Annotated in this window: 25 protein-coding genes, 1 tRNA gene and 1 pseudogene; 17 read left to right on the forward strand and 10 right to left on the reverse strand. The window is 61.4% G+C overall.

All coding sequences use genetic code 11. The features are described from left to right. Nucleotides 1-2 precede the first annotated feature (2 nt). The 8 genes from ACMGFM_RS07995 to ACMGFM_RS08030 all read left to right on the forward strand — a co-directional run bounded on the left by ACMGFM_RS07995 (nt 3) and on the right by ACMGFM_RS08030 (nt 8,725). On the forward strand, nt 3-236 hold the full coding sequence (locus ACMGFM_RS07995) for a hypothetical protein (protein WP_436901931.1): 234 nt from the start codon (nt 3-5) through the stop codon (nt 234-236). A 2-nt stretch (nt 237-238) separates the two neighbouring features. Then, complete coding sequence (locus ACMGFM_RS08000; RefSeq protein WP_436901932.1) at nt 239-553, forward strand: DUF7552 domain-containing protein; 315 nt, start codon at nt 239-241, stop codon at nt 551-553. Next, nucleotides 546-1,337: a DUF7260 family protein gene (locus ACMGFM_RS08005; RefSeq protein ID WP_436901933.1), complete on the forward strand. Its 792-nt coding sequence runs from the start codon at nt 546-548 to the stop codon at nt 1,335-1,337. Before ACMGFM_RS08000 ends, ACMGFM_RS08005 begins: the two co-directional genes overlap by 8 nt. A 100-nt stretch (nt 1,338-1,437) precedes the next feature. Next, nucleotides 1,438-2,562, forward strand: a complete 1,125-nt coding sequence (gene pdhA, locus ACMGFM_RS08010) for a pyruvate dehydrogenase (acetyl-transferring) E1 component subunit alpha (RefSeq protein WP_436901934.1) — start codon at nt 1,438-1,440, stop codon at nt 2,560-2,562. Next, nucleotides 2,559-3,551, forward strand: coding sequence for an alpha-ketoacid dehydrogenase subunit beta (locus ACMGFM_RS08015; protein WP_436901935.1), 993 nt, complete (start codon nt 2,559-2,561; stop codon nt 3,549-3,551). The genes pdhA and ACMGFM_RS08015 overlap by 4 nt, the downstream gene beginning before the upstream one ends. A 3-nt stretch (nt 3,552-3,554) precedes the next feature. Further along, nucleotides 3,555-5,123, forward strand: a complete 1,569-nt coding sequence (locus ACMGFM_RS08020) for a dihydrolipoamide acetyltransferase family protein (protein ID WP_436901936.1) — start codon at nt 3,555-3,557, stop codon at nt 5,121-5,123. A 5-nt stretch (nt 5,124-5,128) separates the two neighbouring features. Then, nucleotides 5,129-6,541 carry a dihydrolipoyl dehydrogenase gene (gene lpdA / locus ACMGFM_RS08025; protein ID WP_436901937.1) on the forward strand — a complete coding sequence of 471 codons (1,413 nt, stop codon included), beginning with the start codon at nt 5,129-5,131 and terminating at the stop codon, nt 6,539-6,541. Between the two features lie 66 nt (nt 6,542-6,607). Then, on the forward strand, nt 6,608-8,725 hold the full coding sequence (locus ACMGFM_RS08030) for a thioredoxin domain-containing protein (protein ID WP_436901938.1): 2,118 nt from the start codon (nt 6,608-6,610) through the stop codon (nt 8,723-8,725). On the opposite strand, the gene ACMGFM_RS08035 is transcribed toward ACMGFM_RS08030, so the two are convergent. Next, nucleotides 8,722-9,111: a YbbN family protein gene (locus ACMGFM_RS08035; RefSeq protein WP_436901939.1), complete on the reverse strand. Its 390-nt coding sequence runs from the start codon at nt 9,109-9,111 to the stop codon at nt 8,722-8,724. The two genes, ACMGFM_RS08030 and ACMGFM_RS08035, sit on opposite strands and share 4 nt — an antisense overlap. A 187-nt stretch (nt 9,112-9,298) precedes the next feature. Between ACMGFM_RS08035 and ACMGFM_RS08040 the strand changes: the two genes are divergently transcribed. Continuing rightward, the gene (locus tag ACMGFM_RS08040; protein WP_436901940.1) at nt 9,299-10,207 is read left to right on the forward strand and encodes a PLP-dependent cysteine synthase family protein; all 909 of its coding nucleotides are present in this window, start codon (nt 9,299-9,301) and stop codon (nt 10,205-10,207) included. Nucleotides 10,208-10,409: 202 nt separating this feature from the next. Here the strand turns inward: ACMGFM_RS08040 and ACMGFM_RS08045 are convergent. Then, nucleotides 10,410-10,661, reverse strand: a pseudogene (locus ACMGFM_RS08045) (HepT-like ribonuclease domain-containing protein); the annotation flags it as partial. Beyond that, entirely contained in the window at nt 10,658-11,092 is a 435-nt protein-coding gene (gene mntA / locus ACMGFM_RS08050) for a type VII toxin-antitoxin system MntA family adenylyltransferase antitoxin (RefSeq protein ID WP_436901941.1), read from the reverse strand. The pseudogene ACMGFM_RS08045 and the gene mntA, both read right to left, overlap by 4 nt. Before the next feature lie 142 nt (nt 11,093-11,234). On the opposite strand from mntA, the gene ACMGFM_RS08055 reads away from it, so the two are divergent. Continuing rightward, nucleotides 11,235-12,002: an MBL fold metallo-hydrolase gene (locus tag ACMGFM_RS08055; protein ID WP_436901942.1), complete on the forward strand. Its 768-nt coding sequence runs from the start codon at nt 11,235-11,237 to the stop codon at nt 12,000-12,002. An 18-nt stretch (nt 12,003-12,020) separates the two neighbouring features. Here ACMGFM_RS08055 and ACMGFM_RS08060 read toward each other — a convergent pair. The 5 genes from ACMGFM_RS08060 to ACMGFM_RS08080 all read right to left on the reverse strand — a co-directional run bounded on the left by ACMGFM_RS08060 (nt 12,021) and on the right by ACMGFM_RS08080 (nt 13,958). Further along, a tRNA-Thr gene (locus ACMGFM_RS08060) sits at nt 12,021-12,094 on the reverse strand. A gap of 53 nt (nt 12,095-12,147) precedes the next feature. Then, nucleotides 12,148-12,609 carry a GNAT family N-acetyltransferase gene (locus ACMGFM_RS08065; RefSeq protein WP_436901943.1) on the reverse strand — a complete coding sequence of 154 codons (462 nt, stop codon included), beginning with the start codon at nt 12,607-12,609 and terminating at the stop codon, nt 12,148-12,150. Further along, entirely contained in the window at nt 12,609-13,157 is a 549-nt protein-coding gene (locus tag ACMGFM_RS08070) for a CBS domain-containing protein (RefSeq protein ID WP_436901944.1), read from the reverse strand. The genes ACMGFM_RS08065 and ACMGFM_RS08070 overlap by 1 nt, the downstream gene beginning before the upstream one ends. A gap of 105 nt (nt 13,158-13,262) precedes the next feature. Continuing rightward, a complete protein-coding gene (locus tag ACMGFM_RS08075) occupies nt 13,263-13,577 on the reverse strand; it encodes a DUF7344 domain-containing protein (protein WP_436901945.1) in 315 nt (104 codons plus the stop codon). Between the two features lie 78 nt (nt 13,578-13,655). After that, nucleotides 13,656-13,958, reverse strand: a complete 303-nt coding sequence (locus ACMGFM_RS08080; RefSeq protein ID WP_436901946.1) for a DUF5785 family protein — start codon at nt 13,956-13,958, stop codon at nt 13,656-13,658. 165 nt (nt 13,959-14,123) lie between these two features. Between ACMGFM_RS08080 and ACMGFM_RS08085 the strand changes: the two genes are divergently transcribed. Both ACMGFM_RS08085 and ACMGFM_RS08090 read left to right on the forward strand, forming a co-directional pair. After that, complete coding sequence (locus tag ACMGFM_RS08085) at nt 14,124-15,191, forward strand: ABC transporter permease (RefSeq protein ID WP_436901947.1); 1,068 nt, start codon at nt 14,124-14,126, stop codon at nt 15,189-15,191. Then, entirely contained in the window at nt 15,191-15,901 is a 711-nt protein-coding gene (locus ACMGFM_RS08090; RefSeq protein ID WP_436901948.1) for an ABC transporter ATP-binding protein, read from the forward strand. Before ACMGFM_RS08085 ends, ACMGFM_RS08090 begins: the two co-directional genes overlap by 1 nt. Before the next feature lie 6 nt (nt 15,902-15,907). Here the strand turns inward: ACMGFM_RS08090 and ACMGFM_RS08095 are convergent, their stop codons facing one another. After that, complete coding sequence (locus tag ACMGFM_RS08095; RefSeq protein WP_436901949.1) at nt 15,908-16,390, reverse strand: FlaD/FlaE family flagellar protein; 483 nt, start codon at nt 16,388-16,390, stop codon at nt 15,908-15,910. Between the two features lie 164 nt (nt 16,391-16,554). Between ACMGFM_RS08095 and ACMGFM_RS08100 the strand changes: the two genes are divergently transcribed. The 5 genes from ACMGFM_RS08100 (at nt 16,555) to ACMGFM_RS08120 (ending at nt 20,514) form a co-directional block, all read left to right on the forward strand. After that, nucleotides 16,555-17,445 (forward strand): ParA family protein, encoded by an 891-nt coding sequence (locus tag ACMGFM_RS08100; protein WP_436901950.1) that lies wholly within the window; start codon nt 16,555-16,557, stop codon nt 17,443-17,445. Beyond that, nucleotides 17,442-18,494, forward strand: coding sequence for a chemotaxis protein CheW (locus tag ACMGFM_RS08105; RefSeq protein ID WP_436901951.1), 1,053 nt, complete (start codon nt 17,442-17,444; stop codon nt 18,492-18,494). Before ACMGFM_RS08100 ends, ACMGFM_RS08105 begins: the two co-directional genes overlap by 4 nt. A gap of 69 nt (nt 18,495-18,563) precedes the next feature. Further along, entirely contained in the window at nt 18,564-19,919 is a 1,356-nt protein-coding gene (gene cofH / locus ACMGFM_RS08110; RefSeq protein ID WP_436901952.1) for a 7,8-didemethyl-8-hydroxy-5-deazariboflavin synthase subunit CofH, read from the forward strand. Nucleotides 19,920-19,978: 59 nt separating this feature from the next. Next, complete coding sequence (locus ACMGFM_RS08115) at nt 19,979-20,254, forward strand: type II toxin-antitoxin system HicB family antitoxin (protein WP_436901953.1); 276 nt, start codon at nt 19,979-19,981, stop codon at nt 20,252-20,254. Between the two features lie 2 nt (nt 20,255-20,256). Continuing rightward, a complete protein-coding gene (locus tag ACMGFM_RS08120; RefSeq protein WP_436901954.1) occupies nt 20,257-20,514 on the forward strand; it encodes a type II toxin-antitoxin system HicA family toxin in 258 nt (85 codons plus the stop codon). Nucleotides 20,515-20,547: 33 nt separating this feature from the next. On the opposite strand, the gene ACMGFM_RS08125 is transcribed toward ACMGFM_RS08120, so the two are convergent. Then, nucleotides 20,548-22,212 carry an acetate--CoA ligase gene (locus tag ACMGFM_RS08125; RefSeq protein WP_436901955.1) on the reverse strand — a complete coding sequence of 555 codons (1,665 nt, stop codon included), beginning with the start codon at nt 22,210-22,212 and terminating at the stop codon, nt 20,548-20,550. Between the last annotated feature and the right edge of the window lie 32 nt (nt 22,213-22,244).

The raw sequence follows: 22,244 nt of genomic DNA on the forward strand, positions 1-22,244 counted from the left end.
ATATGAGCGAAGTCGAACGCGTGTCTGGACAGGCAGAGGGAGACGAGACGACCAGGGACGGTGCCGAGATGCGCGCACGGCGGTGGGCAATTGCCGCCGTTCAGGAGCCCTCGGCGTACGACATCCCAGAGCTACCCACGTCGACCGTCTGTGACTGTGCGGGGCTGGCACTCGCAGACGCGCCCGACAGTGAGCCGTTCATTCGCGCGGCAGAGCCGATGCAGGTGCGACGGTAAGCATGACCGCCTCACTCGAGAACCTCCGGAACGCAATCGAAGCGCTTGCACAGGATGGGGGTGAGTACCGCCTCGTTTGTGCGCGCCACGGCGACGAGCCAGTTCCGGCGACAGGACTGTGCTTCGAGTCCAGAGCGACTGCCCGGGTGGCCGCCCGTGCCGTCGAACAATACAGGCAGAGCCTGCGCGAGTACGACCCCGCCCTGGCAGTCCACGAGATTGTCGTCGTTCAGGCGGGCAATCACCGACACCGAACCCACCGTGACGAACAGTCCGCACCCGCCGAGCTTCAGCAGTTCAGACAGCGCCATGATTGAGACACATATCGACGACGCACGAGAACGCGCCACTGCCGAGCGAGAAGCACTCGCCGCGAAGGAAGCGTCGATGCAGACGTTCATCGACCGCGTGGCCGGCATTGGACCGGAATCGACTTCCACGGCGGCGACGGCTGGAGCGGCACAGGGAATGACTCTGACAGCGACAGGCGGAACGAACGGCGGTCCGTCCGGTTCCTGTGGGAAAATCCGGAATGCCTTCGCAGAGACGGTGCAACCGCACAGCGCACCCGAGGACGGAGGCGAGCCTTTGCTCGAAACGATTCGCGTCGAGTTGACCGACTCCGTCGCGACCGCGCTCTCTCCCGAGACGGCGACGCCGCTCTCGCCGGAGTTGAAGCGGGCAATCGTCTCCGAGGCACAGCGCCGACAGACCGAACTCGAGGTGATGTATCAGGCGCTGGACAGCGAAGCAGAGCGACTCGCCGAGGCCGCCGCGACTGTCGAGGAGGTGACCAGCTGGCTGGTCGAGGCAGACGAGACACCGCTGTCCGAACTGGGATTCGACGCGCTGGCACGCAGACACGAACGGTTGGCAGCCCACCGTGAGACGTGTCAGCGACTCGCCGCCGACCGCCAGGCGTTTCTTGACGGGACGACGAGCGACGCTGTCGAGACTGGCGTCCGCAACGACCACATCGTCTCACAACTGTACGAGGACTTCCCAGTCGAATACCCCGTGCTTGTGACGGCAGGTCGACTCGAAGAACTCTGTTTGGATTGCCAGCACGTGGTACGAGACCATCTCACACGGCGTGTCTAGCTGGTTTTCGGTTGTACAGTTTCACTCGTGCCCACCAAAACAATAAGCCACAGGGCTTTGAAGAGTCAGATATGCTACTCGCAGTGAGGTGGACTTTTTCGTGAGCGTCTTACAGCGCGATCCAAGCGACCGCGTACAAATACTCGACACGGACGGCACCGTCGTGGAGGGGGAAACGGTGCCAGATATCGACGAATCGACGCTGGTCGAGATGTACCGGACGATGAAACTGGGACGACACTTCGACAAGCGAGCGGTCAGCCTCCAGCGACAGGGGCGGATGGGAACGTATCCGCCGATGTCGGGCCAGGAGGCCGCACAGGTCGGCAGCGCACTCGCACTCAGCGACGAGGACTGGGTTTTTCCCAGCTATCGCGAGCACGCCGTCGGCTACGTCCGCGGGTGGCCGCTGTCGGAGATTCTCCTGTACTGGATGGGCAGTGAGGAGTACAAGGCCCCACCGTCGGACGTGAACATGTTCACGGAGGCAGTGCCCATCGCGACACAACTCCCGCACGCGACCGGCGCAGCGTGGGCCTCGAAACTGCAGGACGAAGACCGGGCCTTCCTCTGTTACTTCGGGGACGGCGCGACCTCGGAGGGTGATTTCCACGAAGGAATGAACTTCGCCGGCGTCTTCGACGTGCCCGCCGTCTTCTTCTGTAACAACAACCAGTGGGCGATTTCAGTCCCGCGAGAGAAACAGTCAGCCAGCGCGACACTCGCACAGAAGGCCCATGCTTACGGCTTCGAGGGGGTGCAGGTCGATGGGATGGACCCGCTTGCGGTCTATCAGGTGACCAAAGAAGCGCTCGAAAAGGCCAAAGAGCCCGGTGGGGCCGACGAGGAGATTGGCCGGGCGGCGCGCCCGACGATGATCGAGGCCGTTCAGTATCGCTTCGGTGCGCACACGACGGCAGACGACCCCTCCGTCTACCGCGACGAAGCAGAGGTCGAAAAGTGGCGCAAACGCGACCCAATCCCACGGTTGGAAGCGTTCCTGCGCGACCAGGGAATACTCGACGACGAGCGAATCACCACCATCGAGAGTGAAATCGAAGCCACGGTTGCAGACGCAATCGACCAGGCAGAACAAGCGCCCCGTCCCGACCCAGAAACGATGTTCAAAAACGTCTACGCAAATATGCCAGAGCGACTCGAAGAGCAACTCGCATATCTCAACCGACTTCGCAGTCGCCACGGAGAGGAGGCACTACAGGAATGAGCCAACAAGTTCAAACACAGAGCCTGACACTCGTGCAGGCAGTACGAGACGGATTGTACGTAGAGATGGAACAGGACGACGACGTCATCGTCATGGGAGAAGATGTCGGCGAGAACGGCGGGGTCTTCAGGGCCACACAGGGACTGATGGAGGAGTTCCCCGAGCGGGTGGTCGACACACCACTGGCGGAGTCAGGTATCGTCGGCACCGCTGTCGGGATGGCTGCCTACGGAATGCGCCCGGTCCCAGAGATTCAGTTCCTGGGATTCATCTACCCCGCGTTCGACCAGATTGTCAGTCACGCCGCCCGCCTGCGAACTCGCTCGAACGGACGGCTGTCCTGTCCAATGGTCATCCGAGCGCCCTACGGCGGCGGCATTCGCGCCCCGGAACACCACTCCGAGTCGACGGAGGCGTTTTTCGCCCACCAGCCCGGACTGAAGGTGGTCGTTCCCTCGACGCCGTACGACACCAAAGGGCTGCTGACCGCGGCGATTCGCGACCCCGACCCGGTGATTTTCCTCGAACCGAAGCTCATCTACCGGGCGTTCCGTGGCGACGTGCCCGAAGAGAGTTACACCGTCGAACTCGGCGAGGCCGCAGTTCGGCGCGAGGGAAGCGACGTGTCGGTCTACACGTGGGGTGCGATGACTCGCCCGACAATGGAGGCAGCCGAAGACCTCGCCGAAGAGGGTATCGACTGTGAGGTAATCGACCTCCGGACGCTCTCACCACTCGACGAGGAAGCAATCAAGGAGTCGTTCAAGAAAACGGGCCGAGGAGTCGTCGTCCACGAAGCGCCGAAAACCGGCGGGCTAGCTGGGGAAATTGCCGCCACGATTCAGGAGGATGTCCTGCTGTACCAAGAGGCACCGATCACCCGCGTGACTGGCTTCGACGTGCCCTTCCCACTGTACTCGGTCGAGGATTACTACATGCCAGAGCCGGCGCGGATCAAAGACGGTATCCGGGAGACGGTGGAGTTCTGACCCATGCCGTTCGAGTACGAACTGCCCGACGTCGGCGAAGGCGTTGCCGAGGGCGAAATTGTCGCCTGGCACGTCGATGTCGGCGACCACGTGGCCGAAGACGAGGTGCTCGCAGAAATCGAGACGGACAAAGCAGTCGTCGACCTGCCCTCTCCCGTTGCCGGGACAATTCGAGAACTGCACGCCCAGGCCGGCGATGTCGTTCCCGTCGGAAGTGTCGTCGTTACAATCGACACCGACGAGGAGGCCGAGGCCGGCGATGTCGAGGCGGAACCGGAACAAGAACCGGCCGAGGAGGCTGGCACTGCAGAACGCACAGCCACCGCCGACGCGACGACTGACGGCGAAGCGCCCGTCGCAGAGGGCCGAGTCTTCGCGCCACCGAACGTCCGCAGACTCGCACGCGAACTCGGCGTCGAAATTGCTGCCGTCGAAGGCAGCGGGCCAAGCGGCCGGGTCACCGAGGGTGATGTGCGGGCGGCCGCCGAGGCGGCCGAAGAACCGGACGAAGAGTCCAAAAGTAGTGAGCGAAAATCCGCCGTATCGCGCAGAGAAGAGGGCGAGCGCAAATCCGCGACGCGCCGGCGGAGCAACGACGGTGCGGCGACCTCGGCGGAGGCCGCAGACCGCGACCGCACGCTCGCGGTACCGGCGACCAGACACGCCGCGCGGGAAGCAGGCGTCGACATCGACGAGGTGCCCACCGAGAAGGAACGCGACGGCGAGGCGTTCGTCGAGCCGGAGGATATCGAGCGATACGTCAGTGCACAGGAAGCGAGCGCACAGGCTGGCGACGGCACCACCGAGACAGTCGGAGCCGAGCAGACGACAGCCGAGGCAGGCGAATCAGCGGTCGAGTCGACGGCCGAGGGCGCGGTGCGCACCGAGCCGTACCGCGGAATTCGCCGGACCATCGGCAACCAGATGCAGCAGTCCTCACAGACGATTCCCCACGCCACCCATCACGATACGGCAGTCGTCGACGAACTGGTCGAAACACGCGCGCAGTTGCGTGAGCGGGCCGACGACCGCGGCATCAACCTGACGTACATGCCCTTCGTGCTGAAAGCGGTGGTTGCAGGGCTGAAAGAGTTCCCAATGCTGAACACGGAACTCGACGAGGAAGCCGGAGAAGTCCGGTACAAGGAGTACTACAACATCGGTATCGCAGTTGCGACCGACGCCGGACTGATGGTCCCGGTCGTGAAGAATGTCGACCAGAAGGGCGTCCTCGAACTCGCCTCGGAGGTGAACGAACTCGCGACGAAGGCGCGCAACCGCGAGATCTCGCCCGACGAGATGCAGGACGGCACGTTCACCGTGACGAACTTCGGCGCTATCGGCGGCGAGTACGCCACGCCGATCATCAACCACCCCGAGACGGGAATTCTCGGCCTCGGCGCAATCGAGCAGCGCCCGGTTGCCGAGGACGGTGAGGTGGTTGCTGCCGAGACGCTGCCGCTGTCGCTGTCGATTGACCACCGCGTCATCGACGGTGCCGAGGCGGCGCAGTTCGCCAACACCGTGATCGAATATCTCGAAGACCCGACGCTGCTGTTGCTCGAATCCTGATACACATGGTAGTAGGAGATGTCACCACTGGCACTGATGTACTGGTAATCGGCGGCGGTCCCGGCGGCTACGTGGCCGCCATCCGCGCCGGACAGCTCGGCCGCGACGTCACGCTGGTCGAGATGGATAGCTACGGCGGTACCTGCCTCAATCACGGCTGCATTCCCTCGAAGGCATTCATTTCTGCAACGGACATCGCCCACAAGGCGGGCGACGCCGAACGAATGGGAATTTACGCCGACCCGGCGGTCGATATGCAGGGGATGGTCGGCTGGAAGGATCGGCTGGTCACCCGACTCACGAAAGGTGTCGAGTCGCTCTGTGAAGGCGCAGGCGCGACGCTCATCGAGGGGCGGGCGGAGTTTTCCGGTGAGAACAGCGCTCGGATCGTCGCCGACGGCGAGGGCCAGGGCGCAGAATCCATCGACTTCGAGCACGCAGTCGTCGCAACCGGGAGCCGCCCGATCCAGATTCCCGGCTTCGAGTTCGACGGCGAGCAGATTCTCTCCTCGCGGGACGCGCTTGCACTCGAATCCGTCCCCGAGGAGATGGTCATCGTCGGCGGCGGCTACATCGGGATAGAACTGGCAACGGTGTTCCAGAAACTCGGCTGCGAAGTGACGATTGTCGAGCAACTGGACGACATCTTGCCGACCTACGGCGACGAGGTGACCGAGGTTGTCCGCGAGCGCGCGGCGTCGCTGGGTATCGACTTCCAGTTCGGCCACGCGGCCGCAGGCTGGGAGGAGACCGAAAACGGGCTGGCAGTCCACACGGAAACAAACGCAGGCGAGGAGGGGAGGTTCGAGTGCGAGAAGTGTCTCGTCGCCGTTGGCCGCGAGCCTGTGACGGACACGCTCAATCTCTCCGCGGCAAGCGTCGAAACAGCCGACGGCCGAATTGACACCGACGACCGCGCGCGGACGAACAAAGAACACATCTTCGCTGTTGGCGACGTGGCCGGCGACCCAATGCTGGCACACAAAGCGTTCAAAGAGGGCGAAGTCGCAGCGGAGGTCATCGCTGGCGAACCGTCAGCCCTCGATTATCAGGCGATTCCGGCGGCGGTGTTCACCGACCCAGAAATCGGCAGTGTCGGGATGGACGAGTCAGCGGCGGAGCAGGCAGGCTTCGACCCCATCGTCGGAAAAATCCCACTCAGGGCGTCGGGTCGAGCGTTGACGCTGAACGAACGCGAGGGCTTTGTCAAAGTAATCGCAGACAGCGAGACAGAGTTCATACTGGGGGCGCGAATTGTCGGCCCGGAGGCCTCGGAACTGGTCGCCGAACTCGCGCTGGCTATCGAACTCGGCGCGACGCTCGAAGATGTGGCTGCAACGATTCACGTCCATCCGACGCTGTCGGAGGCAGTCCACGAGGCAATCAAGGGCGCACGCGGGCAGAGTATTCACTACTGACGTCGGTTGTCTGTCTGAGCGTGCTAACCGGACGGCTTTACGGTCCCCGAGAGTCAACTGTGGAGTATGACTACCCCAGCGAGTCGAAACCGGCTCGACGAGGAAGAGAGCCCGTACCTGCAGGACCACGCCGACAACCCTGTCAACTGGCAGCCGTGGGACGAGGAAGCACTCGCCGCCGCCAGAGAGCAGGACAAGCCCATCTTTCTCTCAGTTGGGTACAACGCCTGCCACTGGTGTCACGTGATGGCCGACGAGAGTTTCGAGGACGAACAGGTCGCGGAGATGCTCAACGAGGAGTTCGTCCCGATCAAAGTCGACCGAGAGGAACGGCCGGATGTCGACAGCATCTACCAGACAGTCTGCCAGCGCGTCAGCGGCCGCGGCGGCTGGCCGCTGTCGGTCTGGCTGACGCCCGACCAGAAACCCTTCCAGGTAGGGACGTACTTCCCGAAAGAGCAGAAGCGACGGACGCCGGGCTTTCTGGACATTCTGGAGCAGATTGCCGACGCCTGGAACAGCGAGGAAGGCCGCGAAGAGATCAACTCCCGCGCCGAGGAGTGGTCCGACCTCGCAGTCGACGAACTCGAATCGACGCCGGAGAGTACGACCACGCTCGACGATTCAGTATTGTCGACGGCGGCACAGGCGGCCGTTCGCGGGGCCGACCGCGAACACGGTGGCTGGGGCAGTGGCCCGAAGTTCCCCCAGACTGGCCGACTGCATCTCTTACTGCGCGCTTACGACGAGTCTGACCGCGATGTCTATCTGGATGTCATCACCGAGACGCTCGACGCGATGGCAAACGGCGGGATGTACGACCATGTCGGCGGCGGCTTCCACCGCTACGCCACCGACCGCGACTGGACGGTCCCACACTTCGAGAAGATGCTGTACGACAACGCCGAACTTCCACGGGCGTATCTCGCAGGCTATCAGGTGACCGAAGACGAGCGCTACGCCGAGGTTGTCGAGGAAACACTTGGCTTCGTCGAGGATGAGTTGACCCACGACGAAGGCGGGTTTTTCAGCACACTCGACGCACAGAGCGAGGGCGAAGACGGCGAACGCGAAGAGGGTGCGTTCTATCTCTGGACCCCCTCGGAAGTCGAGGACGCTGTCGACGACGAACAGGCGGCAGACCTGTTCTGCGAGCACTACGGAATCAGGGAGGGCGGCAACTTCGAGGGCAAGACTGTGCTCACACGAACCGCGTCGGCAGAGACACTCGCGACGCGACACGATATGGAAGTCGAGGACGTAGAGGAAACGCTGGCGGCGGCCCACGAGCAAGTGTCTGCGGCCAGAGAGCAGCGACCACGACCACCTCGTGACGAGAAAATTCTGGCGAGTTGGAACGGCCTGATGATATCCGCCTTCGCCGAGGCGGCAGTCGTCCTCGACGAGAGCCACGCCGAACCCGCCGCCGAGGCACTGGCGTTCCTCAAACGCGAACTCTGGGACGAGGAGGAGAAGCAACTGTCACGGCGGTACAAGGACGGCGTGGTCAAAATCGACGGCTATCTCGAAGATTACGCCTTCCTCGCACGGGGTGCCTTCGACCTCTATCAGGCGACCGCTGAGGTCGAGCATCTCGCGTTCGCGCTGGAACTGGCCCGCGCCATCGAGCGGGAGTTCTGGGACGAAGAAGCCGAAACGCTGTATTTCACGCCACGGGACGGCGAAGAGCTGATTGCCCGGCCACAGGAGCCGACCGACCAGTCGACACCATCGAGTATGGGCGTCGCTGCGGAGTTGCTCGAACAGCTCTCGCACTTCCAGCCTGACCGGGCGTTCGCGGAGATTGCAGAAACGGTCATCGACAGACAGGGCGGACCTATCGAGTCGAATCCGCTCCAGCACGCCTCGCTGACGCTGGCGGCAGATACGGTGCTCGACGGTGCGCTGGAGCTGGCGATGGTCGCCGACGGCATCCCGGAGAACTACCGTGAAGAACTCCCAGACTGGTATCTCCCGGGTAGGATTCTCGCCTGGCGGCCCGCAGACGAGGAGGGATTAGCGCCGTGGCTGGAGACGCTCGAACTCGAGGAGACACCGCCAATCTGGGCCGAACGTAGCCAGAAAAACGACGAACCGACGGTGTACGCCTGTCGGGCACAGACCTGTTCACCGCCGCGAAACGAACTGCCTCGCGCCCTGCGGTGGGGCCAGCGAATGCTCTAGGCGGTCGGGTCGCCCAGTTCCTCGCGAAACCGGTCGGCGAAATAGACTGCGATTGGGAGGCCCTCATCCTCAACGAAGCGAGCCACTTCCTCGCCGTTGCGCTCGGCAACGACGGTCGGGATGTGTTCGATACCGTACTCCTCGACTCTCTCACCCTGTTTGTTCTCGTCGAGTGGGTGCTCGATAATGTGGCTACTGGGAATATCAGCTGCTTCGAGTGCGGCGCCGAAATCCGGCAACGTTGCCCGGCAGTCTTTACACCAGTCGCCACACCAGATTTTGTACGTAATTTCGTCGCGGTAGGCTTCGAGAACGTCGATGGTCTCAGCGTACGCGTCGGCGACCCACGCAGGATTCGGGTCGAGCGTCTCCAGAGGCATACGCATCGTTTGGTAGCCCAGAACTTATAGTATGTGTGCTGGCTCGGGGAGGAGTTGGTTTCATAGAGCGAAGTAGCTGAGTGACTATGAACGAACTCGACCTCCGAAAATACGCACACAAACTCATCGGAGATGCGGGCACGACCTGCCGGTGGCGTCGGGAGTTACAAGGGCCGAGTGTGTAGCCCCGCGTATGGACGAGAGCATTCTGTCGACCATCGGGTCACCACTGGTCGAGGTCGACAGTCCCGACGGAACGACAGTCGCAGCAAAAATCGAGTCGTTCAACCCCGGCGGCTCAGCCAAGGACCGCCCCGCACTGTCGATGGTCGAAACCGCCGAACGCGAGGCCGACCTCCAACCGGGCGATACCATCGTCGAACCGACGAGCGGAAATACTGGGATTGGGTTGGCGATGGTCGGCGCAGCCAAAGGCTACGACGTGGTGCTCGTGATGCCAGCCTCCCAGTCCAAGGAGCGTCGCCAGATCATGCGCGCCTACGGTGCCGACCTCGAACTCGTCGAAGGCTCGATTAGCGACGCCCGCGAGCGAGCAGACGAACTGACCGACCGCGATGGATACGTCCAGATGTACCAGTTCGAGAACAGCGCAAATCCCGACGCCCACTACCGGACGACCGGACCGGAAATTATCGACCAACTCGACGGTCGGACACCTGACGCCCTGGTCGCCGGTGTCGGTACCGGCGGAACGATTACCGGCATCGGACAGCGCCTCTGCGAGGAGTTTCCCGAAATGGAGGTTATCGCCGTCGAACCCACAGAAAACGCCGTCCTCTCCGGTGACGAGCCCGGTGACGACGACTTCCAGGGGATGGGGCCGGGCTTCATCAGCGAGAATCTCGACCAGTCGCTGCTGGATGGCGTCGAGACGGTTGACATCGAGACAGCCGAGGAAGAATGTCGCCGTCTCGCCCGCTCGGAGGGTATCTTCGTCGGCCAGTCCTCCGGCGCGTCGAACGTCGCAGCCAAAGGCGTCGCCAGCCGACTCCGCGACGAGCACGACGACCCCCTCGTGGTGACCGTCTACTGGGACTCCGGCGAGCGGTATATGACCACCGGGATGTTCGACGCGGAGTAATCGAGCCCGGCTCACAGTGAGCCAGTCGTGTCGAGATAGGTGCGCACGTCGTGGAGAAACTCTCGATACCGTCTGAGGTCCTGCAACGCGGCGTAGACGTCGTCGTGGTTGATAGCGTCACCGTACGTGTGCGCGAGAATGTTCGAAAACGGGCCGCTTGAACCATCTCAGCTCTGTCGGCGCGTTCGAACACGCCCATCTCGTCTAACGCAACCATGGCAGCAGGATTGCTCTCCGGAGGGACCCCCTGTTCGTGGAGGACGAGAGTCGTAGCGATATCGAGCGTCGCCTCGGTTAATTTGACGAACCGACGCTCGACCACATCACGGGTGTCCCGGTCACTTCGGTATGTCTCCCGGGAGAGGGACTGCTTCTCGGCGAGGACAGACAGGCTCGTTTCGATGGTTTCGACCGCGTCGAGAATCCGCTCGACGTCGTCCGGCGGAACCGTCATGCGAGGTGGTCGTCAATAGCAGAGAGAGAGTCGTCGAACCGTTCGGCTGGTGAGCGCGTGTCGGATTTTCCCTGCTCGAGTACTGCGTCGCGGAGACGACGCGCATCCGTCTCGGTGCCGGCGAGGCGCTCACCGTCGCGAAAAACCGCTCTGGCGAGCGATTGCGATGCGGACCGGAGGTCGATAACGTCGATTTCGTCAGTGCCCAGCGTCAGCGCGAGGTCGGCACCGAGTGACAAACGTGCGTCGACGTGGCTCAGATCTCCGGAACTCGTGTCTTCGAACGCAACAGCGACATCGACATCGCTCTGTTCGTGGGTTTCACCACGTGCCTGTGACCCAAACAGGAAGCCAACCTCGACAGGATGGTCAGCCAGTGTCTCAGCCACGGCGCTTCGAATTGATTGGTCGTCGTGGCTCGGTAACCCCATGTCATCGTGTATGTGAATAGCCAATAAAAACGTTCTGTGGCGGACGCTGAAAAAATACCACGGGTCTTTTTTATACGGCGGTGCACCCTCAATACTCGTCACAACCACCGACTGTTTTCACCGCCGGCGACGAACTGCAGCTATGGAACTCACCTTTCTCGGAACTGGCAGTGCAATGCCCACCGGCGAGCGATTCCAGACAGGGCTCCTGTTCGAGGGGAGCGAACCGCTGCTGGTCGATTGTGGCAGCGGCGCGCTCCACGGCCTCGCACGGACATCGGTCGGCTACGAGGGTGCCGAGACACTCCTGCTCACACACCACCATCTCGACCACGTCTCGGACATTCCGGCGTTGATGAAAGCCCGCTGGCTGGCTGGCGCGGAATCATTGACAATCTACGGCCCGCCGGGCACCGGGGACCTAATCGAGGGAATGCTCGACACCCACGAGTACATGCAGGACCGCCTCGACCTGCAGGTTACAGACCTCGACCCCGAGGACGCGCCGTTCGAGATTGCTGGCTTCGAGGTCGACGCGATGGAGACGCGACACTCGATGCAGTGTCTGGCCTACCGCTTCGAGCGCGAGTCGGGGCCACCGGTCGTGTTCAGCGGCGACAGCGAGGCCCTCGAGGAACTGGTCGAGTTCGCGGACGGCGCAGCAGTACTGATTCACGACTGCTCGTTTCCCGACGACGTGGACGTGTCGAACCACCCGACGCCGTCACAACTCGGGCGCGTACTTGCTGACGCCGACGCAGAAGTTGGCCGCGTCTATCTCACCCATCTCTACCCCCACACTGACGGCCGCCACGAAGAGATGCTCGAGTCGATTGCCGACAGCTACGACGGTGACGTGCGCTTCGCTAACGACGGAATGACGCTGGATATCAGCAGCACTGGCGGATGAGACAGCACCGGCGAGAAGAGCCAGGGGTGCGATTTGAACGCACGAACTCCCGATTACAAGTCGGGTGCTTGAACCGCCCAAGCTCCCCTGGCACACCCAGACGTTGTGGGTCATCCTTTGAGTGAGTATCGTTTTCCGGCGACGGTCAGTCGAGGTCCAGTGACTTCTCAACCTCGAGCCTGTGGGGTGTATAGCCGTGGTCGCGGTAGAATCGGCGAGCGTCCTCGTTGTCAGCCATCACGTTGAGCGCAATCGTGTCGGCACCACGGTCGTGGAGTCGTTGTTCGGCGCTCGCGAGCAGCTGGCTGCCGAGGCCGTCGCCGCGGAACTCGGGGCGGACGTAGAGATTTTCGACGATACCACGGGTCGCGTCCTGCTCGAAGTCGCCGCGCTCGAGGCTGAACATGACAAACCCCAGTAGCTGGTCGTCACGGGCGAGCAACAGTCGGTTGGTCGTAATGTGTCGGAGAATCGATTCCCGGATCGGTGTGCGGTTCGATTCGGGAGGGATGTGTGAGCCGTACTTTCGCTGGCCGTCAGCCAGCGAGAGCCACATCTCGACGAGTGCGTCGGCGTCGTCGGTGTCGGCGTCGGTGATTTCTGCCATCACACCTCACGACAGTCCGGACACCGGAGTTGACCGTTGAACGACGCGAGCCCGCGCGTCAGCGTGCCACAGACCTCGCAGATGCCCTGATTCTCGAAGCTGTCATCGGCGGGTGCAGTGGTCCCCTCGGCGTGGATTACGGTCGCCTTCTCAGATTCCTGCTCGATGGCGTAGTTGCGGCCAGCGAGCAAGTCCTCCTGGGTGACGACGCCCTCTGGTTCAGCCCCGTCCGTGACGACGAGTCGTCGGTTGTGCTGGGTCGACAGCTGGTCGGCTGCAGCAGAAATCGTCGTATCCGGTGTAACTGTCGGGACGTGCTCTGACATCACCTCGCCAACGGTGGCCTCGGTCGGGTCTGGCCCCTGAGCCAGCGCCGCGAGGATGTCGCGTTCAGTTACCACGCCGACGTGCTCGCTCCCGCGGAGGACGACTGCCGCCTCCTTGTCCTCTGCGAGAAGAAGTTCGACTGTCTCGACCAGGTCGTCAGATTGGGTCACACCCACGTACTCCCGATCCATGATTTCGCGAACGGTTAACTCCGACTCCATATGTGAGTATTTACCACATCCGGGCAAAAAGCTATCTCCAACAGCCTTTTGTCGGTACTCTCCATATATGTGTGGGGTTGACACGCAAGCGCGGAATCAGGCTGCTCACTCCGAAAGGGTTTCCCCAGCAGTCCGGGCAGCCGCAAAATCGAGCAGTCTGAGCTTGTCGAGTGCCGAATCGTATTCGACGACGCCGGTGGCCGCGAGTTTCGGAAGGTGATGGTCGTACAGGTCGTACCGAACCTCGTCGGTGGTGTCGGTAGTGTCTGGTTCGGCTGCGCAGATTTGTTCAACCAGGTCGCTCACCGACGCGTCTCCGCCAGCGCCAGCCAGCGCGCGAAGGAGGCGACATCGCCGCTTCGAGGCGAACAGCTCTGTGCGTACGGCCTCCGGAACGTTGTGTCTCTCTATACTGCTCATTAGCGACACTACATCAGCGTCGTACAAGTATGTTATGCGCCAACATACCGAATAAAACCGTCCGAGCGAAACCGTCACTCAGGCGTGTTCGAGGCGGTACGGCCAGTAATCGGCCTCGCGCATTGCCGTGCCGACGGCTTTGTGGAACTCGGGGAAGTCGGCGAACTCTTCGTCGTCGTCGATATTGGTAAAGATTTCTTCGACGCTGACGACGCGCTCGTAGTCGACCCGCACAGGGTGGTCGCCGTACTGTTCGACGTATTCGCCGGCGGTAAACGGGAAGTCTTCGCCCTCGTCAACTTTCTTCGCGAGGACGGCGTGGCCGTATTTCCGGCGGCCCTCGCTCCCTTCGTCACCGTCAGGGTCGTGTGGCCAGTCCATACGTGTATCTTTGCCGATTCACGCAAAAGGGTTTCTCTCTGGATTACTGCCGCCGGAGCCATGGCAACTTTCATAGTGCTGGTCACAGCTATACCAGCCATGGTCGAGTCGGCGACGACGTGTCGGATGAGCGCTAGTGGCGGCATCCGACGGAGTGGATTGTGAATGTCGCTGCGCTCACTGCTCGAAAAGGAGTTTCACTGGAGTTTGCGCAACGCGCTCGTGTTGGTCTTTCTGCTGGTGTTGTTGCCTGGATTTTTCGCCGGGACGAGCGTCGTCTTTCAGGATGTGCTCCCACGGGATGTTCCTGTTGCGGTGGCACCGGCCGACGACTCCGTGGATTCTGAACATCTCGATATTGTCGAAGGAGCGATTGCGACATTTACCGACCCGACTCGGGTCGAAAGCGTCGATGAAGGAACGGCGATGCTCGAACGCGAGTCAGTGTACGCCGTCGTCGAGGTGCCACCGGACCTCGACGACCCGACAACCGAAGTAGAGTTTCGGCTCATCGTCGACGGCGCTGTCGTGCCCTTCCTCTCTCCATCGGGTATCCTCGAAAACGTCCTCGGCTCAGAGATGGACAGTCTCTTCGACGCCGACGTGACCGCCGAGCGAACAGTGCTGGGTGAAGAGAAGACGCTGCCGGAGTATCTGTACCCAACCTTCCTGCTGACGCTGGTCATCTTCTTTGCGTTCAGCTACGTCCCCTACAATCTGAAAAACGAGTCAGCAGTGTTAGACCGCTTGCGGGTTGAGACATCACTGGAGGCTGTCGTCGCTGCAAAGCTCCTGTTCTTTACCGGGCTGATACTCGTCCCTATCCTCGTGTTCCACGCCGCGGCGATATACTACGGCTACGCCGTCGCCACGCTCGCGCCGGGCGCAGTTCTCGTCTTGCTCGGTACCTTCCTGTTGGTCTCGATGGTGAGCGCAACGGTAATGATACTCTCGCGGTTTTCTGGCGTGGGGTTGTTCGTCAACGTCACGGCGATGCTCGGTGTCGTGGCGCTGTCAGCGCTGGCCTTCCCGCTTGGCTTCTTTTCCCCACTCCGGACAACAATCGCCCAGGTGTTGCCGACGTACTACGCTGGGGTCATCACGCGCAGTCTGATGTTGAAAGGGAGTTCACTCGGTACGTTCGCCGACTGGCTCGCGGCGTTGGCTGGCTGTCTGGTCGTCGCCGCCGTTGCGCTGGAAGGCTCGATTATCTACTACCGGAGGACGAGCTGATGACCGGATATATCGAACTCGACGGCGTGACACGAGAGTACGACTCTGTCGTGGCCGTCGATGACCTCTCGCTCCAGATTGGCGGCGGCCAGTACCACTGTCTGCTCGGCCCAAACGGCTCCGGGAAGTCGACGCTGATGCGACTCGTGCTCGGGTTGACACAGCCCACTTCCGGGACCGTCACCATCCCTGACGCAGTCATCGGCTGTGGGTTCCAGCAACCGAACTTCTATCCGAGCTTGACGGTCCGACAGAACATCTCGGTCTTTGCCGGTATCGTGGACGCGACTGACTGGGAGTGGAACCGGCGGGTCATCGAGGAGTTGCGACTGGACCGCGCACTCGACAGGAGGGCCGGTGAGCTTTCGGGTGGGTTCGGTCGGAAACTCGACCTCGCGCTCGCGTTCATCAAGCGACCGGAGATTGTCCTGCTGGACGAACCGCTCGGGGCACTCGACGACGTGTCGACGGCCCGGTTGCTCGAATTTCTGGACTGGTACGTCGAAGAGGGAAACTCGGTGTTCATTTCGACACACCGAATCAGCGAGTTCGCAGAGTCACTGGACCGGGTGACCGTTATGCACCGTGGCGAAGTCGCCTTCGACCGAGAGCGCGCGGAGATGGACCTCACTGACGGACAATCTCTACAGGCGGACTACGTCGAAGAAATCCTCGAGCGAGAAGGAATTGAATCCGAGCTGGTGGAGTGAGCGCGGTCAGTTCATCGCGGCGAGTTTAGCGATGTAGACCAGACTGAGCAGGTGGTCGTCCACGTCGAGGTCAGTCGGGTCGTTGGTCGCCTGCTCGTCCAGTCCGAGCATGTAATCTTTCAGCTGTGACTCGCAGTTTTCGGTAATCCAGCCGACGGATTCGTAGTACGACAGCGCTTCACGGGTTCCCTGATGGCCGGCGTGCAACAGGAGAAACTCCAGCCACTCGAAGATGAGTCGTTCGCCGTTGTTGTCCTCGGGCAGTGCTTCGAGATACGGTTTCTCGGCGTCACCGCCAGCTTCAAGCGGGAGTAGTTCGCGGTACAGTCCTGCTCTGAACGAATCAGGGCTCGTAGACCCGCTTTCGCCACGGACCGACCCCAGTCCGAGGTCCTCGCCGCTGCCGTTATCGCTGGCCGGGTTCTCCTCGCGCTCACTGGCCATCTTCCGGAGTTCGTCGAGGTCGTAGTCGCTCGGATTCATGCTCATATTGCTCGTAATTTTCTGCTACTATATCTTAAATGTTGGCGTCCCGTTAGACAGGCGTCTGACAGCCGCTACGCGGAGATATTCGACTGTAGCCGCTTTGTTCTTCGTGATAATGGGAGACGTATTTTTATTAGCGGGGGCCACTTCGCACCGAGTACGAGCAGATGACAGGCGAGGATACTGGCCCAAGTCGGGTCTGTGTGACGAACGCGAAAGGCGGGACTGGCAAGACGACAATCGCGATCAACATCGCGGGTGCGCTCAACGAACGCGGCCGCGACGTGTTGTTCGTCGACTGCGACCCGCAGGGCAACGCCACCGAGGGGTTGGGACTGGTCGAGGCTTACGACCGCGGCCCACCCTCGCTATTTGACGTGCTCACTGACCACGAGCAGCGACACCGCATCAACGACCTGATTGTCGAGCACGAGGAGATGGATGTCGTCCCATCGAATCTCGACTTGCTCCACGCCGAACAGGAGTTGACCATTGCCCACCTGCTGGCCCAACTCGACGACCCGGCAGGCATCGATGCACTATCCTCGCTGGCAATCAACGTCGACCCGAGTGGAATCGAGACAGACCACGCACTCGAATCGTTGTCGGCAGCTTTCGATGAACTCGAAAAAGAGTACGACTACATCATCGTCGACTCACCCCCATTCTACGGTCGATTGACCGAGACGAGTATCTACGCGACCGGAAACGTGGTGGTGCCGGCGCTGACCGAGGCAACCTCCGAGCGAGCCATCGAACTGCTGATTGACCAGATTGCCGCCCTGGAAGACCTTGTTGGAATGACGGTCAACACGGTGGGCGTGGTCGCGAACCGCGTCGAGCAGACCAACGAAGACCTGATGATGCTCGACTGGCTCAACGAAGTGTTCGCGGGCCACCCGGTCTGGGAGGTGCGCAAACGAGTTGCCCTGCAGCGGGCCTTCTCTGCGGGCACGTCAATTTTCGCCTACGAGCAGTCTGTCGATATGGAGAAAGTGTTCCTGGAAATCGCAGCAGAGTTCGACAAACAGTTTGGCTACACCGAGGTGACAACATGAGTAATGATGATGAACGGATGGACCGCGCGAAACGCATCCGAGAGATGCGCGAAGGGAGCCGTGAGGGAGATAGCGACGACGAGAACGCCGATGGCGGTGAGCCGGCAGCCCAACCAGAATCCGACGCTGCCGACGACAAGGCAGCCGACGCCGAAGATGAGTCGACAGCATCGGATGGAGACAGCGAGAAACAGACGATGGAAGACCTCGTCGAATCCGCCGCGGCCGAAGCAGACGATGAAGAGGTAGACGAGGAGTTAGAACTCGACGACGACGAGCTGTCGGTCGACGACGAGCTGGAAGAGATGGAGTCGACAGCACAAGAAGAGGACGTGAAGGGTGCAGACGCCGTGTCGGACGACGACCAATCGACTGCAGAGTCCGAACCAGACGGTGAGACAGAGATGACAGAGACAGACGACGCAGCCGATGAGACAACAGTCGAGGACGTAGCGAGCGAGGACGAGGAGAGCGTTACAGCGCCGCTCCCAGATACCGACACCCTCGAAGACGCCCTCGATGAGACTGAAGACGGAGAAGATGTCGAGACTGTCGCACCCGAAGACGAGGAGGAGATGCCAGCCGCACCGGGGGCCGAGTCCGAGGAATCCGAGACCCAGGAAGAAGAGACGCGTGTCCTCGAATTCAGGCTGGATGACGAGTACTACTGTCTCGACATCGAGTATATCGAGGAGATTGTCAAAGAGGAGACGATCACACGGGTTCCGAACACACCCGAGTTCGTGCAGGGTGTAGTCGACCTGCGCGGACAGATCACGACAATCCTCAACCCGAAGGTGACACTAGGCAAAGATACCACCGACGCCGACCAGTTGATCGTCGTTTTCGACGCCGAAGCCTTCGAGGACCAGGGCCACATCGGCTGGGTTGTCGACGACGTGCGCCAGGTCTCACCAATCACTGACAGCGAGGTCAACGACCCGCCGGTCGAAGAACAGTATATCAACGGCGTCATCGACCGCGAGGATGACGACCAGTTCGTGATCTGGACGAGCCCAGACCTCGCGCTGGAAGAGGCCGACGGCTGACGTCACTGAGCGCGGCAAGACCGACCCGGACCACTCCGCTTTTATCGCTACAGAGTGCCTTTAGAGACAATGGCAGACGCTTCCCGTCCAAGCAACGTGCCGCGTGGTCGCTTCGAGTTCGACCACCGGCCGGAAACTGACCAGTCGTTCGAGAACGCGCTCGAGAAGGCACGGGACGGGACGCGGTTATCAGTCGACGACGGCGTCGAACTGTTGACGACAGGAACGGACACGCCGGGGATCGACCCACGACGGAAAGAACTCGTGCTGGAGGCTGCAGACCGCCGCCGCGCCGAAGTTGTCGGCGAAGAAGTGACCTTCGTTGCCAACCTCAACAACAACGTCACCACCGCCTGCAACACTGGCTGTCTGTTCTGTAACTTCAAGGACCGCTCCGACCAGTTTCTCACAGAAAACGACGACGAGCATCCGGGCTTTACCAAGACACCAGAACAGTCCCGCGAGATTGTCGAAGCGGCGCTAGAGACGGGTATCTACGAAGTGACATCGGTCAGCGGTCTGCACCCAGCGTTCGCGCTCGACGCCGAACACCGCGAGACGCTCGAAGCCAGCGACCGTGGCGACCTGAACTACAAAGCACCGGAGCGTTACGAGACTAATCCCGGCACCTACTGCGAACAGATCGAAGCGATGAGCGTCGGTGACGTGCACATCCACTCGATAACGCCCGAAGAAGCCTATCACGCCCAGCGCGGGGCCGAGTGGGCCTACGAAGAAGTGTACGAGCGACTGCAGGCGGCCGGACTCGACAGCGTGCCCGGGACTGCGGCAGAGATTCTCGTCGATGAGGTCCGAGACGTGATCTGCCCGGGTAAAATCGACAGTGGCGAGTGGGTCGAGGCGATGGAAGCCGCTGCTACCGTTGGACTCGATACGACGGCGACAATCATGTACGGCCACGTCGAAAACGAGGCGCATCGTATCGAGCACCTCGACCGAATTCGAGCGCTGCAGGACCGGACAGAGGCAATCACCGAGTTTGTTCCACTGTCGTTCGTTCACGCAAACACGCCGCTGGCCGAGCGCGGGATGGTCGACGGCGGCGCAACGACTGACGAAGACGAACTCATGATTGCCGTCTCGCGGCTCTATCTCGACAATATCGACCACATCCAGTCGTCGTGGGTGAAATACGGCGACGAACAGGGGCTGAAGATGCTCTCTTGTGGCGCAGACGACTTCATGGGGACGATTCTCTCCGAGGAGATTACGAAACGCGCCGGTGGCTCGTTCGGCGAGGCGCGCTCGTTCGCGGAGTACGTCGAGATGATTACCGCCATCGGACGGGTTCCAGTCGAGCGCTCGACGGATTACCGACAGCGTCGCCGCGTCGACCCCGACGACTCGTCAGTCGGACCGAAACTCGGCCCGCGCGCAGACGGAACGCCGCTGGTCGAGCGATAAGTGGTCGGTTCGCCTCAATTTCTCAGAAGTGTTTTGTGACTTGATACGCAAGAGACGGTATGGCGCGGGCAGACCCGAGCGAGGGCGACGAACCAGACAGAGAGATACGGTTAGTGAAGAATCCAGATGGACGATGGACCGCTCGTGACCTTCGTGTCGGCATCACAGCGCAGGGCGACACTCGGGCCGCCGCGCTCGACAATCTCGATTCTGTCGTCGAGGCGGTCGACGGCGACGGCGGGCACAACCCGACCGACGAGGAGATTCGTGACCTCGGCGTCGACCCCGAGACAGCCCGAACACAGAGCGACGAACTGCCCGACGAACTGCAGTAGCGATGGTAACGCGAGATTTCTCTGGCGAAGACGTATACAAAGTGCTGGTGAACGTTGGCGGATTTCGGCACGTCCGCACGACAGGAGACCATCTCATTCTACGGTGGGACCCGCCGGAAGACCACGAGGACACCGAGCCACGGATTGTGACCGTTCCGGCTCACGATTCGGTCAGTATCGGCACGCTGCACGATATTGCCGACGACGCTGGAGCGACAGAGTTTGAGGCATTCTGTGAGTGGGTCGACGAGCACCGGTGAAGCCAATCTCGATGAGAATTCAGTAACGCACCCTCACGTTAGCCCTTCTCGCTCCCGCAGTGACGCCCGCCGAACCTTCCCAGTCGACGTTTTGGGTAAGTCCTCGGCGAACTCGATTTCGCGCGGATACTCGTACTGTGCAAGACGGTCCCGGACGTGCTGACGGAGCGTGTCCCGAAGTTCGTCGTCTGGGTTGGCCACGTGCGTTACGACGAAGGCTTTGGGCACTTCGCCGCGCTCGTCGTCGGGAACACCAATCACGGCTACGTCCGCCACAGCGTCGTGGTCGGCCAGCGACTCCTCGATTTCGACCGGACCGATGCGGTAGCCCGCGCTGATGATCACGTCGTCTTTTCTGCTCTCGAAGGCAACGTATCCGTCCTCGTCCATCCAGCCCAGGTCTTCGGTGAGCAACCAGCCGTTTTGGACCTTGCCTGCAGTCTTCTCCGGTTTGTTCCAGTACTCCTTGAAGCAGACTGGGTTATCTTCGTAGCGGACCGCAATCTCGCCAGTGTCGCCGGCGTCGACAGTCGCTTCGGCGGTGTCTGGGTCGACAATCGCGATCTCGTGGCCGGGACCAGCGCGACCCATCATCTCTTCACGGAACTCCAGCAAAGCGGTACAATCGCCGATGAGCATATTCGCTTCAGTCTGGCCGTAACCTTCGTGGACGGCCGCGCCACCGAACGTCTCTTCGGCCCACTCGACGATATCCTGCCCCAGCGATTCGCCGCCGCCCGCGATAGTGCGCAGGGTGTCGACACGATAACTCGGGTCGGTTTGCATCATCATCCGCAACGCCGTCGGCGGCCCGAAGAAGTTCGAGACGCCGTACTCCTCGATGATTCGGAAGGCAGTGTCGGGGTCGAACTGGCCGCCGTTGTAGGCAACAATCGGTTTCCCGTAGTACAGTCCTGGGAAGACGACATCGAACAGCGAGGCGACCCACGCCCACTCCGCCGGCGTCCAGAACACGTCGTCGTCGTGCATCTCCATGTTCCCGAAGGTGGTGAGAAACAGCGGTAGGTGGCCAAGCAACATCCGGTGTGCGTGGCGGACGCCTTTCGGGTCGCCGGTGGTTCCCGACGTGTAGATGATGATAGCGTCGTCTTCGCTGTCGGTTTCGACCAGCTCGAAGTCTCGGGAGTAGTTCTGGGTCGTCTCCCAGAAGTCCTGCTCGTTTGTTGCTGAGTCGACATCGCCGACGGTGAGCACAGCGTTCAGCGATAGCCCGTCGCGTGCCTCGCGGAACTCCTCGATGTTCGACTCGTCGACGATGGCGGCAACTGCGTCGGAGTCCGAGAGTCGGTATTCGATAGCGTCAGGCCCGAAGAGTGTCGACAGCGGAACCGAGACGGCACCAAGTTTCCAGCACGCGACGTGAGCGATGACTGTTTCGGCCCGCTGTGGGAGATTCACCCCAACCCGGTCACCCCGCGTGACACCCTGTTCACGCAGGTAGTTTGCGAGGCGGTTGGTTGCGTTCTGTAACTGCCAGAATGTGTAGGTCTCGCGTCCGCTGTCGGCCTCTTCGGCAAACAGCGCCACCCGGCCCTTGTCGTCGGCCCAGCGGTCACAGACGTACCACGCCATGTTGAATTGCTCTGGCACGTCCCACTCGAAGTCCGCCAGCAAGTCGTCGTATCCGTCGTAGGTATTTTCGTAGAAGTGATACGCATCGAGTCGCTCACCGCGCATCGTGACCCCCCGTATGTTTTTGTCTCATACTA

It is taken from the genome of Halovenus halobia (assembly GCF_051414135.1).
Classification (GTDB): Archaea; Halobacteriota; Halobacteria; order Halobacteriales; family Haloarculaceae; genus Halovenus; species Halovenus halobia.